Source organism: Rhodopirellula sp. SH410 (genome assembly GCF_055811895.1).
In genome coordinates this window covers 7404554-7418772 of the sequence record NZ_CM147949.1, presented here as the reverse complement: position 1 = coordinate 7418772, position 14219 = coordinate 7404554, and the positions used below count along the sequence as shown (strand labels likewise).

Annotated in this window: 10 protein-coding genes; 6 read left to right on the top strand and 4 right to left on the bottom strand. The window is 59.4% G+C overall.

Annotated elements, in window-relative coordinates; all coding sequences use genetic code 11:
- Nucleotides 1-140: 140 nt before the first annotated feature.
- The 3 genes from hpnE to hpnC are packed head-to-tail and all read right to left on the bottom strand — an operon-like array spanning nucleotide 141 to nucleotide 3633.
- On the bottom strand, nucleotides 141-1667 hold the full coding sequence (hpnE, locus tag SH410x_RS27165) for a hydroxysqualene dehydroxylase HpnE (protein ID WP_473672566.1): 1527 nt from the start codon (nucleotides 1665-1667) through the stop codon (nucleotides 141-143).
- Nucleotides 1664-2671: a phytoene/squalene synthase family protein gene (locus SH410x_RS27160; RefSeq protein WP_473672564.1), complete on the bottom strand. Its 1008-nt coding sequence runs from the start codon at nucleotides 2669-2671 to the stop codon at nucleotides 1664-1666. The genes hpnE and SH410x_RS27160 overlap by 4 nt, the downstream gene beginning before the upstream one ends.
- A complete protein-coding gene (gene hpnC / locus SH410x_RS27155) occupies nucleotides 2671-3633 on the bottom strand; it encodes a squalene synthase HpnC (protein WP_473672562.1) in 963 nt (320 codons plus the stop codon). The genes SH410x_RS27160 and hpnC overlap by 1 nt, the downstream gene beginning before the upstream one ends.
- 380 nt (nucleotides 3634-4013) lie before the next feature.
- On the opposite strand from hpnC, the gene ispH reads away from it, so the two are divergent.
- Both ispH and SH410x_RS27145 read left to right on the top strand, forming a co-directional pair.
- Entirely contained in the window at nucleotides 4014-4964 is a 951-nt protein-coding gene (ispH, locus tag SH410x_RS27150; RefSeq protein WP_473672560.1) for a 4-hydroxy-3-methylbut-2-enyl diphosphate reductase, read from the top strand.
- 56 nt (nucleotides 4965-5020) lie between these two features.
- Nucleotides 5021-6532 (top strand): leucyl aminopeptidase, encoded by a 1512-nt coding sequence (locus SH410x_RS27145; RefSeq protein WP_473672559.1) that lies wholly within the window; start codon nucleotides 5021-5023, stop codon nucleotides 6530-6532.
- A 117-nt stretch (nucleotides 6533-6649) separates the two neighbouring features.
- On the opposite strand, the gene SH410x_RS27140 is transcribed toward SH410x_RS27145, so the two are convergent.
- Nucleotides 6650-7885, bottom strand: a complete 1236-nt coding sequence (locus tag SH410x_RS27140; RefSeq protein WP_473672557.1) for a M24 family metallopeptidase — start codon at nucleotides 7883-7885, stop codon at nucleotides 6650-6652.
- 408 nt (nucleotides 7886-8293) lie between these two features.
- On the opposite strand from SH410x_RS27140, the gene SH410x_RS27135 reads away from it, so the two are divergent.
- From SH410x_RS27135 to SH410x_RS27120, 4 genes are all read left to right on the top strand, one after another.
- Entirely contained in the window at nucleotides 8294-9610 is a 1317-nt protein-coding gene (locus SH410x_RS27135; protein ID WP_473672555.1) for an outer membrane protein assembly factor BamB family protein, read from the top strand.
- 124 nt (nucleotides 9611-9734) lie between these two features.
- Nucleotides 9735-11759, top strand: coding sequence for an ATP-dependent zinc metalloprotease FtsH (ftsH, locus tag SH410x_RS27130; protein ID WP_473672554.1), 2025 nt, complete (start codon nucleotides 9735-9737; stop codon nucleotides 11757-11759).
- A 4-nt stretch (nucleotides 11760-11763) separates the two neighbouring features.
- Complete coding sequence (rsgA, locus tag SH410x_RS27125; protein WP_473672552.1) at nucleotides 11764-12972, top strand: ribosome small subunit-dependent GTPase A; 1209 nt, start codon at nucleotides 11764-11766, stop codon at nucleotides 12970-12972.
- Nucleotides 12973-13380: 408 nt separating this feature from the next.
- Nucleotides 13381-14142: a hypothetical protein gene (locus SH410x_RS27120; RefSeq protein ID WP_473672550.1), complete on the top strand. Its 762-nt coding sequence runs from the start codon at nucleotides 13381-13383 to the stop codon at nucleotides 14140-14142.
- Nucleotides 14143-14219 lie beyond the last annotated feature (77 nt).

Genomic DNA, 14219 nt, shown 5'->3' with positions numbered 1-14219 from the left:
GTTCACGATAGGATCAATTCTTGAATGCCCTTTTGGGAAAAGAGCGGCAAGCTGCTCCGTGATCGAGCCGAAGACCGCTTACTACGATGGGGCCAGGAACCCGGTGCGCCAACCGCCCGCAGGCAACATGAAGGGGCTGATCAACTCGCACGAATCCATTGTCGGGCCAATCGGCCTGGCAGAAGTCCGGGGGACACCAGCCGTGGCAGATCGGGAGACGGGCAGTTGTCGGGTTCCCGCAAGACCGATTCGGCCGCCATCCGGCCGCTGATCACCGCCCCCTCCATCGTCGCCGGCCAGCCCGTTTGCACGTAGTCACCTGCGAGATGTAGCCAGGGCAGCGGCGTGGTCGCCCCGGGGCGGCGTGAATCCAGCTCGGGGCTGAGTCGATAGACGGCGGCAGGATCGGTCACGATGCGGCTGTGCAGCAGTCGTGCGTCTTGCGCAACGGGGAAGGCCGCACGCAGTTCGCGGGTAACCTGCTCGATCAACGCTTCTTTGGGAGCATCACTCAGTGCGTGTCGGCCACTGATCACGACCTGGTAGTAATGACCGGAGGCTGGGGCTGTCGCTTCTCTCACTGGATTCCGAAACAACCACTGGGCGGTCGTGCCGACCATCACAACATGCCGGTGCACTGTGAGTTCACGGTCAAACCATAGGTGCAACCCGGTGATCGGGGACGGCTCGATCGACGCCAGCGTTGCGGTCAATTCAAGATGCCATGACTCGACCTCGGGTGACAACTTCTCACGGCTGAGTGAGTGCAGCAGCCGCGACGCCGACCGCCAGTTCGTTGCCATGACCACGTGATCGGCAGGAATCGTCTCCCCGTTACCGAGCACCACACGGGCACGCCCGGCGTCCCCCCCACGCCCGGCCCCTCTGTCATGGTCGGGGCTGCGAATTTCTCGGACGATGGATTCCGTTCGCACGCGGACACCGCGGTCGTGCAATCGCTGCGTCATCCCCGTGCCAAAAATTTCGGATAGGGTGCGATTAGGAACCCACACATCGCTGGCACCGCGAGCGGCCGCAAAACCGTCCAGTAACACTTTGCGGGCTGCTCCCATGGAGACGCGTTCGGGGGTGTCGCCCAGTGCACTCACTAAAATCACATCCCAGAATCGCGTGCGTGTTTCGGCGTCCTGGCCGTTTTGAGCCAGCCAGGTAGCGGCATCCGTTTTCGCTGCCGACGCAGGGGTGGTTCGCATCAGTTTCCACAATCCGGCACGAATCTGATGCTGTTGATTGGCGGAGAGATATTTCAGGCCTGCCAATGCGGGGTGCAGGTGTAACGGTGCCGGCAGCCAACGACTTGCACGAAACCGGGAGATCCCGCTGTCGGGATGATAGAATTGGAGTTCGTCGAAGCAGGTGAAGTGTTCAATTAATTCGGTTTCTCGCAGTAGGCTGAGCAGGTTTGTGCAGCACCCCATCGCGACATGTTGGCAGTAATCCAACGTTTCACCGGAGATTGGATCGGCAAACGATCCGGCCCGTCCGCCGGGGATTGAACGCGACTCGACCAGCGTGATCTCATAGTCGTGGGAGCGTTGATCCGAACGAGCCCGGTTCGAGAGCGCCATCGCGGTCGACAATCCGGCGATACCGCCACCGACGATGACGATACGAGTCGCGTCGGTAATTGCAGTCGCGTCCGTCACGAAAACGTCTCGATGGGGGACGAGCGGGGGTCACGTCCAACTTCCGCTGGTGGCACGGGCAACCGGCGATAGAGAGGTCCGATGAAGTGGTTGGAAACGATTCCCAATCGGGTCTTCAACCCAAGTGAAACACGGCGTTGTAGGATCGCGTCGGGATCTTCCGCAATCCGCTGCAACAGGGCCCGGTACGTCCGCCACATCATGCTGAACATCGGACGTCCAGGCTCTTCGAGCGAATCCCAAACCCGCCAACCCGAATCGAATAGTTCGGACGCACGCCGCGTCTCGTCGAGAATCAGGCAGCGTAATCGGGCGTCACGCCGTGGGTGCAATAGGTCATCTTCATCGAGACCGTGCTGTTCAAAGTGTTGTCGCGGCAGATAAATGCGGCCTCGTGCAGCGTCTTCAGAGACATCTCGCAAAATGTTGGTGAGTTGAAACGCCAGCCCGCAATCGATGGCGGCTTGCATCGGCAGCGGTGAACGAAACCCCCAAATATGCAGGCAGGCAATGCCCACAGCCGAGGCAACAAGGTAGCAGTAGTGTTCGAGTTGCTCGAAGGTATCGAAGCGGCTCTTCTGCTGGTCGGCGAGCACGCCATCGATGATCTCTAACAGGTATCTCGAGGGGATCAAAAAAAGATCCGACGCGTGCCGCAGCGCGGGCATGATCTCGCCCGCACGGGTCTCCAACAGGGCAGCCATCGCCGGAGAGAATTCATCGTTCTCCTCCGCCAACCGGATTGCCGAGGGCACATCACCAATCAAATTCATCGCAGTCGTCTGACGCCACCAATTCAGGGCACGGCGTCGTAGCAGGGCGGGTTCGTTGGAGTCACCCAGGTCATCGGTGATGCGAGCGAAGGCATACAATGCCGACATCGCATCGCGTTGCTGCCGCGGCAGCAGCCAAAACGAACGATAAAAGCTGCTGCCGCTGCGACGGGAGATCCGCCGCACCGCCGCATAGCTGGCGGCAACTCGAGTGCTGTCGCTGGACGTCATCAATGGTGGCTCCCGCCGGCGACTGGTGCGATCGTTGGACGTGCATTGCCGCGGCGCCGCGTTGCGATGCCACGGGCGAAGGTGCTTGCGACCAGCCAAGCCTGTTTGCGTTTACTTACTTTCGGTCGATGTCGCAGGACATCATATTCAGTCTTCGTGATCGCATCGAGTGTCGCCAGCCCACCGCGTACGAATAGCTCCACGTCGGCTGCCAGCCAGCGAGGCACGATCGCGACCAGCGAGCGACCGCGGTGCAAGCTAGCTCGGGCCTGATCGCACTGCTCGGCAATCGCGGCGCGAATGCAGGGGGGCGTGGGACGCGAGTGTTTGATCGTCTCGGCGATCAGTGATTCATCAAAACCGTGTCGCTGCATGACCGATGCGGGCAGATAGATTCGTCCGATCGCATAGTCGCGGGTGACGTCTTGCCAGAAGTTTGTGAGCTGCAGGCCGGTGCATACGTCATCGCTGAGCCGCACCTGCTCATCGGAATCGCAGCCACCCATGGCGAGGAGGATGCGTCCGACGGGGTTGGCCGAGCGGCAGCAGTAGTCCAAGAGGGAGGGCTCATCGATGTATCGATGCACGGATTGGTCTTGGACGAATGCATCGAGGAGATCGTCAAATGCTTTTCGAGGCAGGTTGAATCGCCGCACGGTATCGGCCAGGGCTATGAATGCTCCGGAAACCTCGCCGCAACTGAAGATATTCGCAATCGAACGGCGGAAGCACGCCAGTGACTGCAGTGCCGCGGCGGGGGAAATCGATTCGTCGGCGGCATCGTCGGCCGCGCGGCAGAACGCATACACGTCGTAAAACGGCTGGCGCATGTGACGCGGCAACAGCACGCTGGCAACTACAAAATTCTCGTAGTGTGAGCACGCGATGTCGCGGCACAGCCTTCGCGAGGCGGCTAGCTCGGAATTCGATGAGGGCGTGGCAGGGGGAACGGTCGGGCTCACGGGGTGGGCGAGTAGAGTGGGAGGTAATGGCTGCTTGGTAGCAGATCGATCCACGTATCGGTCGGATACGTGCGGAATCCGGGTTTTCGGGAATTGGAAATTCAAATGGTCTTCAAACGGCTGAGTCGTTTTGCCGTGTTTAAGTTGCATTTCTCAAATTTCAATCCTTCGTGTGTCCGCGGTCCTTGTCGGTCGCGCTGGGCAATCCGTTGCTCATCTTTTTGACGGCTCAGAGCACTGAGCGTTTGGGGGGGCGTTGGACGAGGTGGCGGGTCAGCGGTTATTCTACCGGGTCGGCGGCGAATGACATTCCTCTGCGAGGAGTTTTTTCGCTCGGCGGCTTGCTATGTTCCCATTTGTCCTGTTGTTTGATACCCACCATGAAGATTCTCTTAGCCGCGCCGCGTGGATTTTGTGCGGGTGTGCACATGGCGATTGATTCCCTTGATTTGACACTGAAGAAGTTTGGCCCACCGGTCTACGTCTATCATGAAATCGTCCACAATCAGCACGTGGTGAGCGCATTTGAGGGCAAGGGAGCTGTCTTTGTCAGTTCGATCGAGGAGGTTCCCCGCGGCAGCGTGCTGTTGTTCTCCGCGCACGGCGTATCGCCCGAAATTCGCGCGGCCGCCCGCAGTCGCGAATTGTTTGCCATCGATGCAACTTGTCCGTTGGTGACGAAGGTGCATTTGGAGGCGATTAAATACGCCAAGGCGGGGTACACGATTGTTTTGATTGGGCATGAGGGCCATGACGAAGTCCTCGGCACGATGGGGGAGGCCCCCGAAGCGATCGTATTGGTCGAGGATGAAGCCGATGTCGACGCGCTCGAGTTTCCCGCCGGTACCGAGCTTGCCTACCTGACGCAAACGACCTTGAGCGTTGATGATGCCAATCGGGTGATTGGCAGGCTGCGCGAGCGATTTCCTGAAATCCACAGCCCACCCAAGGACGACATTTGTTACGCCACCCAAAATCGTCAGCAGGCAGTGCGACTGCTTAGCGACGAAGCCGATGTGGTCGTGGTTCTGGGCAGCCAAAACAGCAGCAACAGCCAACGGTTGCGAGAGCTCGCGGCCGAAAAGGGCCAGCGGGCGTATCTGATCGACGGGCCGCAGGATCTCGCTGAGGATCAGTTTCAGCCCACCGACACGGTCTTGATCACCGCTGGAGCGAGTGCGCCCGAGGCGGTCGTGCAGGCCACCATCGATTGGCTGGCGTCGACCTACGACGCGACGCTCGAACATCGCGAGATTCGCAAGGAGGATGTGAAGTTCCCACTGCCCAAACCGCTCCGCGCCTACGCGAAAGAATCATCCACGAAAGCATAGGGCGGGCTTCCTGTCTGTCCTACGCTGTTTTCCTTACCTTTTGAAAGAACTTATTGATGGTCGCTCCGCTTCCGCTACCCAACCCGACGATTACCGCATTGAGCGAATTGTCTGCTGATCCTGGCGTGTTGGCAATTTTTGCTACGCAGCACGAATCCGGTAGCAGCGGTGACTCAACTACCGCGAGTATCGACACGAGTGTCCGTGCGGTCTTGGGTGATCGCCTATGCGAAACCATCGATCGTTTGATTGGGACAGGCGAAATCGAGGGGAAGTGCGGCGAGATTCTGTGTGTGGCCACCTCGGCCGAGCGATTCCCACTGCTCGTCGTGGCGGGGATCGGCAAGGCTGCGGGCGTGACCCGGGGCAGCGCCTTTGACGCCAGTGCCACCGTCATCCGGCGGCTCGCGGATAAGCCTCGGTCGCAGATCACGTTTTTGATTGGCGAGACGATCGTGAGCGATCATCATGACGCCCTCGTCGCGGGCGCGGTGAGCGCCTGTGAGGGGCAGCATCTCTATCAAAGCCAGCCGGCCACGTTTGTCCCGGCGGCAATCAGCTTCGTAGGGGTTGCCGCGGAGGCCGCCGCTGCAGGCGAAAAACTGGGGTCCTCGATCAATCTCACGCGTCGCTTGGTCAACGAGCCACCGACGATCATGAATCCCACCGAGTTTGCTGACCGAGCCGCGGTGATGGCCGCCACGGAGGGCTTGGAGTGCGAGATCTGGGACGAGCAGCGGCTCGCGGACGAAGGTTGCCGCGCGATTCTAGCCGTCGGACGTGCCTCGACGAGCCCCCCTCGCTTGGTGATCCTGAGGCACAATGGCGGCGGTAGCGAAGCACCGCTGGCGATCGTTGGCAAGGGCGTCACGTTTGATTCCGGTGGCCTGTCGATCAAACCCAGCGATGGGATGATCGACATGAAGTGCGACATGGCGGGCGCCGCGACCGTGGTCGGCGTGATGCGCGCGATCGCACAGCTCGGCATTCGCCGCAATGTGATCGGTTTGTGTGGGTTGGCTGAAAACATGATCAGCGGCGACGCCTACAAACTGGGCGACGTGATCGAAACTCGGTCCGGAAAAACGATCGAGATTCGCAACACCGACGCCGAAGGCCGCGTGGTGCTCGCCGATACACTCGATGTGGCCGTCGAGCAGGCACCTTCCGCCATCGTTGACTTGGCCACCCTGACGGGGGCCTGTATGGTCGCGCTGGGCAATGAAGTCGCCGGTCTGATGACGAACAGCCAAGACCTCTGTGAGCGAGTCAAAACCGCGGCCGGTCACGAGGACGAGCCTGTTTGGCAATTGCCCATGTTTCCGCTCTACGATGAGAAAGTCAAAAGCAAAATCGCGGACATCAAGAATGTCGGCGAAGGCCGCTGGGGAGGTGCGATCACTGCTGCGAAGTTCCTCGAGCAGTTCGTTCAGGGCACGCCGTGGCTGCACATCGATATTGCCGGGCCCGCGTTCGCCGAATCTGCCAAGCCCAGCCGGGATGCTGGGGCTACCGGCGTGATGGTACGGACGCTCGTCCGCTGGATCGGTGACTCCGTCGAGAACTAGCAGGTTGTCGATCGAGTCGAGGTTCGGCCGGCGCTGCTGAGCCGAATGCCGTCAGGCATCGGGTGGCGTGAGCCACCCGGTCGCCCGCGCGACTCGGCTCCTGAAATCAACTCGCTGCTAGGTCCAGTCCAGTGAGAATGGCAGCTCATTGAGATTCTCGGGGCCATTCTCTGTGACAACAAGCATGTCCTCGAGACGCACGCCGCCTGTTCGCCGCCCGTAGAGTCCCGGTTCGACGGTGAAAACTTCTCCAGCGAGCAATTCCCCGCCGCCGTCATCGAGCAGAATCGGCTCGTGCACATCCAGCCCGATGCCGTGTCCGGTGCCATGTTGGATCGATGGCTCGTCGGTCAGTTCGCCGCGATGCGATTCGTAGCCCGCCGCTTCGAGTGAGCGGATCACGGCGCGATGGACGGCGTCTCCGGTTCCGCCGGGAACCAGTTCCGCCTCGCCGGCCGCTTTGGATGCGACCACGGCGGCGTGCATGCGAGCGACTTCGTCACTGACGGTGCCATGCACGACGGTTCGCGTGCAATCACCGTTGTAGCGAGTCGATTCATCACGTGGGAACAGGTCGACGATGATCGGCACGCCCGTGGACAAGGGGCCGGTGCCCGCGTGGTGGCAATCGGCCGAATGGGGGGCCGATGCGACGATGGCACCATGGCTCATCGTGAACCCGCGGTCCATGAACAGTCGCGATGCAAACGCACGGATCCGCTCGCTGGTCAACAGGTAGGCTTCGTCGATCAAATGCCCGTCGTCATCGACCGACGCTGTCGCGATCCGGCGGCAAATCTGCAGCATGACCTGTTCGGTCACGTGTTGAGCTTGGTGCAGGGACGCAATTTCCGATTTCGTTTTGACGCGTCGATCGACCACGCCGAGCTCGTCGTCGTAATCGACTTCGATCCCGGCTGCGGCGACGTGATAGGCATAGATCATCGGCAGGGTGCGGTCGCAGCGGACGCGGGTAATGCCCTCCTTGAGCAAGCACTCGGTGACCGCCTGCGCCGTCGCCGTTTCGCGATCAGCGCTCAGTTTGCCGTCGGCGGGAGCGAAATCGGCGGGGCAGAAGACCGATCCGAGTTCAATGGCGACACTATCGTCACCCGAATCAGCCCCGACTGCTTGAACGCGGTCCATTTCTAGGTCGCGGACGATGCGGATTCTGTTTCCCGAGGGCAAGCCGATGCTCGCCGAGGGATCCCCCAGCGGCAACCCGATCCGACGGAATAGCGTCGGATTGCGGTCGGCCAAACCGGCGAGCAGCGTCGCCGATGATGAGGGGGAGGATGGAAGTGTGGGAGGCGACGCGGCCCTTGCAGCGTGAATCATTGTTTGGTGAATCATGCGGGTAGTTTACCGCGCCGAGCCAATCGTGCCGAGTGGCCCCGACCGGCGGCTGAGCCGGCAAAAAAAGCGGAGTCCGAATTTTGACTCGCGATAGGGCACATCGCCGGGCGTAGGATTCCATCGAGAAATGAAAAGTGAAAAAGAAGAATTGGAAATGGCAAAACACCCGGTGATTGGGAAGCCATTTGCCTATATTCAGGGATCCATTTCAGCTTTTTATTTCCCTGGCCTGGGATCCAAGAGGGCGATGGAACGACAGATGCTCAGTCGGCCCTCTCACGCACCAAGCCGTGGTGTTTGTCAGGTCCGTTCACGATCGTAGCTGCTACTAGCGATGGCCCGCTGTTTGCTTCACAATGGGCCATTCGACTTTTGCAATACGTCTCCCATTCCAAAGGAACGAGAATGTTCAAGGTATCGGTTCCAGCCGTGGCTGCGGGTTTATTTCTGAGCACATGGATCGCCGCCCAGCCCGGTGTTGCCGAGGATGCTGCGACGGCATCGTGGCCGCAGTGGCGAGGATCCTCGCAGCAGGGTGTCGCCGACCAGGCCGATCTGCCGACAACGTGGGATGAGGCGGCAGCAAAGCGTATCGAAGTGCCGGGGGATGGCGGCAGCACTCCCGTCATTGCCGGCCAAACCGCGTACCTGACCAGCGGCGTCGATGGAAAAAATACGCTGATTGCAATCGATATCAATCCGGAACTTGCCGAGCCCACGATTCTCTGGCAGGTGCAACTCGGCGAGGATCGGGGTAATAAACACCGCAAGGGCAGCGGCAGCAACCCTTCGGCGATCACCGATGGTAAACACGTTGTGGCCTATTTCCGAAGCGGCGACTTGGCCTGTGTCGACACGGACGGCAAGGTTGTTTGGCAAGTCAACATCCAGGAAAAATTCGGCGAAGATTCCCTGTGGTGGGATTTGGGTTCGTCACCCGTCAAAGTCGGCTCGATGGTGGTTGTCCCTGTGATGCAGACCGGTCCGAGCTATTTGGCGGCCTTTGACATTGCCACCGGCGAGCTGAAGTGGAAAACAGATCGACTCACCGATGCTCCCGAAGAAGCCGCTCAGAGCTACTCCACACCGCTCGCCGTCGAGATCAACGGTGAAGCAGCGATCGCCACGTTGGGGGCGGACCATCTGACGATCCACCGGGCCGCCGATGGGGCGGAGTTGGGGCGACTCGGCGGATTCAATCCTGGCGGCGAGAAGTTTTTCCGCTCCATCGCCTCGCCTGTCGCCGAAGGTAACCTGATCGTCTGCCCCTACTCTCGTGGCGGCACCTTAACGGGTGTCGACATGCAGAAAGTGGTCGCCGGCGAGGGGCAGGACGCAGTCGTGTGGTTCCGCGACGATGTCGGTAGCGATGTGCCCACACCCGCGTTGCGGGACGGCATTGTCTATCTGGTGTCCGACGTCAAGCATGACAAGGGTACGGTCTACGCGTTGGCTGTGGAAACCGGCGAGACCCAGTGGACGGTCGACCTGCCACGGACGCGGCGGAGCTACAGCAGTTCACCGCTCGTTGCCGGTGACCGACTGTACGTGACGAGCGAAGACGCGATCACGCAGGTGATCCAACCGCTCAACGCCGATGCCAAAGTGGCGAGCACCAACGAGGTCGCCGACGACGAGGAATACACGGTGGCCAGCCTCGTGCCGGTCGACGGGCGATTGGGCCTGAGAACAAAGAACTATTTTTACCTGCTCGGCAACTGACTTACTCGGTTAGTCGCCAGTCCGAATTCGCGGTACACTCCCACAACACCTCTCTTACTAACTAAATCGCAGGGTGGCTGGGTCGCCAACCAGTCTCTGCCTAGCGACACGATAGGAAAACGATATGGCCAAGGACTCACCGTCCCCCTCGAAAGAACCGACAGAGCAAGACGGCGGCCGCCGCAGCGGCAATCCGGTCATGATTGCGTTGGTGATCGCTGCGCTGGCAGCGCTCCTGTTCCTCAACCGCGGGGAGGAACGCGACAGCATCACAGCGAAGTTTTTCCAGGACCAACTTGCTAAGAAGAACGTGCAATCCGTTCAAATTGGTGACTTAGAGGTCACCGGCGAGTTCAAGCTGGCTCCGGAGAAACCGTTCCCGGAAGGTAAGAATATCGACGAGGATACCAAGCCAGAGAAGTACGACAAGAAATTTGTGTTCACTCGTCCGGCGGGCTCGGAATACGCCATTGGATTGGCGAAGGAGCTCGAGGCGAAGGACGCAGATGTCGAGAGTTATGAGTTTAAGAAACCGGATTCGACCGCTGCGATCATGCAGGTCCTCCTGATGCTGATCCTGCCGCTGGGGATCCTGTTTCTGATTTTCACTATGATTCGCCGCAGTCGCAATGAGATGATGGGCGGGGGCGGGTTCCTCTCGGGGTTCAGCAAGAGCCCGGCCAAGCGATTTGAGGCCACCGATAAGGTGATTACCTTTAACGACGTCGCTGGTCTGCAGGGCGTCAAAACCGACCTGCAGGAAATTGTTGAATACCTCAAAACCCCCGACAAGTTCTCTCGCCTGGGCGGTCAAGTTCCCAAGGGTGTGCTACTCAATGGCCCTCCCGGGACAGGCAAAACACTGCTCGCACGAGCGGTCGCGGGCGAAGCTGAAGTGCCGTTTTACAGCGTCAACGGTAGTGAATTCATCCAAATGTTTGTCGGTGTCGGTGCCAGCCGGGTGCGAGACCTTTTCAAAACCGCAAAAGAGCATTCACCGTCGATCATTTTTATTGACGAAATCGATGCCGTCGGACGTCAGCGCGGTGCCGGATTGGGCGGCGGCAATGACGAACGCGAGCAAACTCTGAATCAGATCCTTGGGGAAATGGACGGTTTCAGCAGCAATCACGCTGTCATCGTGATCGCGGCGACAAACCGCCCCGACGTCCTCGATCCCGCTCTGTTGCGTCCGGGCCGCTTTGACCGGCACATTACCGTCGGCCGGCCAACGATGAAGGGCCGCGAGGAAATCTTCAAAGTCCACGTGCGTGACGTGCCGCTCGCCGAAGATGTTGATCTGCGCCGACTCGCCGCGGGAACTGTTGGCTTGACCGGTGCTGATATTCGCAACATGGTCAACGAAGCTGCTCTGTGGGCCGCCCGGCAAGACAAGAAAGTTGTCGAGATGTCGGATTTCGATTGCGCTCGCGACAAAATTTTGATGGGAGCCAAACGCGAAGAGGTTCTGCAAGAAGACGAGAAGGAAAAAACCGCCTATCACGAAGCCGGGCACACGCTCACCGCATGGCACCTCGAAGGTTCGCACGTTGTTCACAAGGTCACCATCATTCCCCGCGGCCGGGCTCTCGGTGTGACACAGTATGTGCCCAATGAAGATCGGCTCAGCATGAGCAAGAAGGAGCTGCTGCATCAATTGATCGTGCTCCTGGGCGGCCGTGCAGCAGAGAAGATTATCTACAGCGAAACCTGTGTCGGTGCTGAAAATGACCTGGAGCGGGCAACCAGTATCGCCCGGCGTATGGTCACCCACTGGGGCATGAGCCCCAAAATCGGGCCCGTCAGCTACAAGACCAGCGACGATGATCCGTTCCTGGGGCGTGAGATTCACCAACAGCGTCAGTTCAGCGAACACACTCAAGAACTGATCGACGAGGAAGTCGCGCGGCTATTGCTCGAGGCGGATCAAAAGGCTGAAGAGTTGCTCCGCGAACACCATGGTGAACTGGAAGCGATCGCCCGCGGGCTGCTCGAACGCGAGGAACTCAGCGAAGTCGAGTTGACGGAACTGATCGGCCCTTCGATTCACCGGCGAAAAGGCGATCGTGAGGGCAAGGTTGAGCAGATCATGGCACCCGAAGGTGCCGCCGAACGCAGTTCGGGTGCCACCGTTCCTCACGAAGAATGACACGTTGGCCAAGAAAAAAGACGGCAAGTCGAAAGGTAAATTGCGGGCCGAGTTCCGCAAGAAGCATCAAGGTCGTGTCCGTACCAGCGATCTGACGCGTGAGTTCCATCAGGACGTTTCATCGCGTCTCGACGACGCCGCCCATGGTGAACGCCTCAGTGGGAAAGGCGAACTGACCCGCCGGAAGACAATCGCGGGTGCTGACAACGCACCTCGCGGTAGCGACGGGGTCCAGGTCAATGTCCGTGTCGATGAAGCGAACCTGACCCACGGTCGGGTGCTCAGTGTTCATGGGCGGCAGAGCAAGGTGCAGGCCGACGACGGCAGGCTCTATGCATGTGGGGTTCGGCAAGTCCTCAAATCGCTCGCGACCGATCAACGAGGCGTCGTTGTTGCCGGTGACCGAGTTTGGTTCCGCATCGAAGCACGCCAGGGTGACGACGGGCAAGCCGGGCGCCGGGCCGATGAAGTCATCACGGCCGATGGCATGATCGAGCGCGTCGAGCCTCGTCATGGCATCATCAGTCGTACCAGTCGTAACAAACAGCATGTGATCGCTGCGAACGTCGACGCGTTACTGATCATCGCGAGCGCTGCCGAACCAGGGGTCAAGCCCACCTTGATCGATCGGATGTTGTTAACCGCGTCGCAGCACGAGATTGAGCCGGTCATCGTGATCAATAAAATCGATCTTGTTGACCCGCTGCGGTTGCAGTCGCTCATCGGCGTGTATGCGTCCCTGGGCTATCGCATCCTGCCCACCTCGGCGACGACCGGTCAGAACATCGATTACTTGCACGCTTTTTTGAAAAACCGACAAACCGCATTGGCCGGACAAAGTGGTGTCGGCAAGAGCAGCCTGCTCAATTCCATCGAACCTGGATTGGCGCTCGCGGTATCGACCGTCAGTATCGAAAACCAGAAAGGGCGACACACGACGACCGCCTCGAAATTGATACCGCTCACCGGTGGAGGTGCTGTCTTTGACACACCGGGCATCCGGCAGTTTCAGTTGTGGGATATCGAAGCGAGTGAGGTCGCGGGATTGATGCCCGACCTGCGCCCGTACGTCAGTGGCTGTCGTTACCCGGATTGTTTGCACCTGCACGAAGACGACTGCATGGTCAAAGACGCTGTTGCCGACGGGCGCATTGATGCCCGCCGCTACGACGCATACTGCCACCTACTCGAAGACGACCTGTTGCCGGGTTGAGAATCTCTTCGATGTTCACCGAAGTCGGCGCTGCCGTCGTGTCGCTCGGTTCTCCGAGTTGATCGCGAGCGGTCTTGGGCGGTGCTGTTCGCAATCAGATTGGCGAGCAGAGTGGCAATCATCATCATGGTATATTAATTCCATGCGAAAACTTCTGCACAGGTGCTTCGCTACGGGAGAATTCGTCACTTGTCGTTCACGCGATACTTAGCAACGTGGGATCAATAACTGGCGTATTGGATCTTGTTAAAGATCCATCCAGAACAGGGTCTTTAACAAGATCCACTACGGTAAACCCGTCACTTATTGTTCCTGGTGTCCTTAGTCGGGGCGATCTCCAATGTGAAGTTGTGAGTGAGGCTCGTCGACGTCAGATGAATCGTGTTTTTAGAGCTGGAAATCAAGAATATGTATAACACCACTTTAGGAACTCGCGTTCTGTACGGTGCTGAGGCCCGCTTGTTTGCCCAGGCGGTGTGGTCGCTGACGGATGATCTCCGTAATTTTGTTCCCGATTCGGGTGCGCAGTCGTTCCACCATCTGATCGGCATTCCGTTGTTGGAACCGTTGACTGCTGCCCAAGTCATCGTGTTGGTCGATCGCGTGAGTGCCTATTTACTGGATTGGGACGTAGTCGCTCCGGAGCGTACCGCTGTGCTCGACGCGACCATCGCCGCGGTCTTTCAGCAGATTGCGGCCAACGTGGAGTCGGAGATCGAATTGCAATCCGATTCCAAGCCTGCCCGAGTCGGCGACACGATGGCTCGCACGCGAGTTGCTGAGGCATCCGCGGAGGCATCGGGTTCGCAAGGCTCGGTGTTTGATACGCCTGATCCCGAGTGTGTCGTCATGGAAACGTGGCAGTTCGCAATCGATCGGCTTTGCGATCAGGTACTGCCCGATACCGACTGGGGGCTCGAGCCCATTGCGATGGACGTCGATCCTGAGCTTGGTGAGGCCGTGAAGAGCGAACTGGGAATCCAGGACGATTACTTCATCGACGTCGTCGCCGATGCGTCTGTCGAAGACGCCGCGGTAGCGTGGTGCGATATGATTGAACGCATCACGGGTTGGCGTCCGGAAAAATGGCGGTTCGGAGGCGGCCTCCAACAGCCCGCGGATGCCGGTCCGGCTCGGAATGTGGACATTTTGCCGTTTGCAGAGTTCTGACCATCGGAGGCCAACGCGGGCGAAAGCAGGCCGGGCTTTTAGGGCGTTCAACGATAGCGAGGCAATCGAACGCGTCG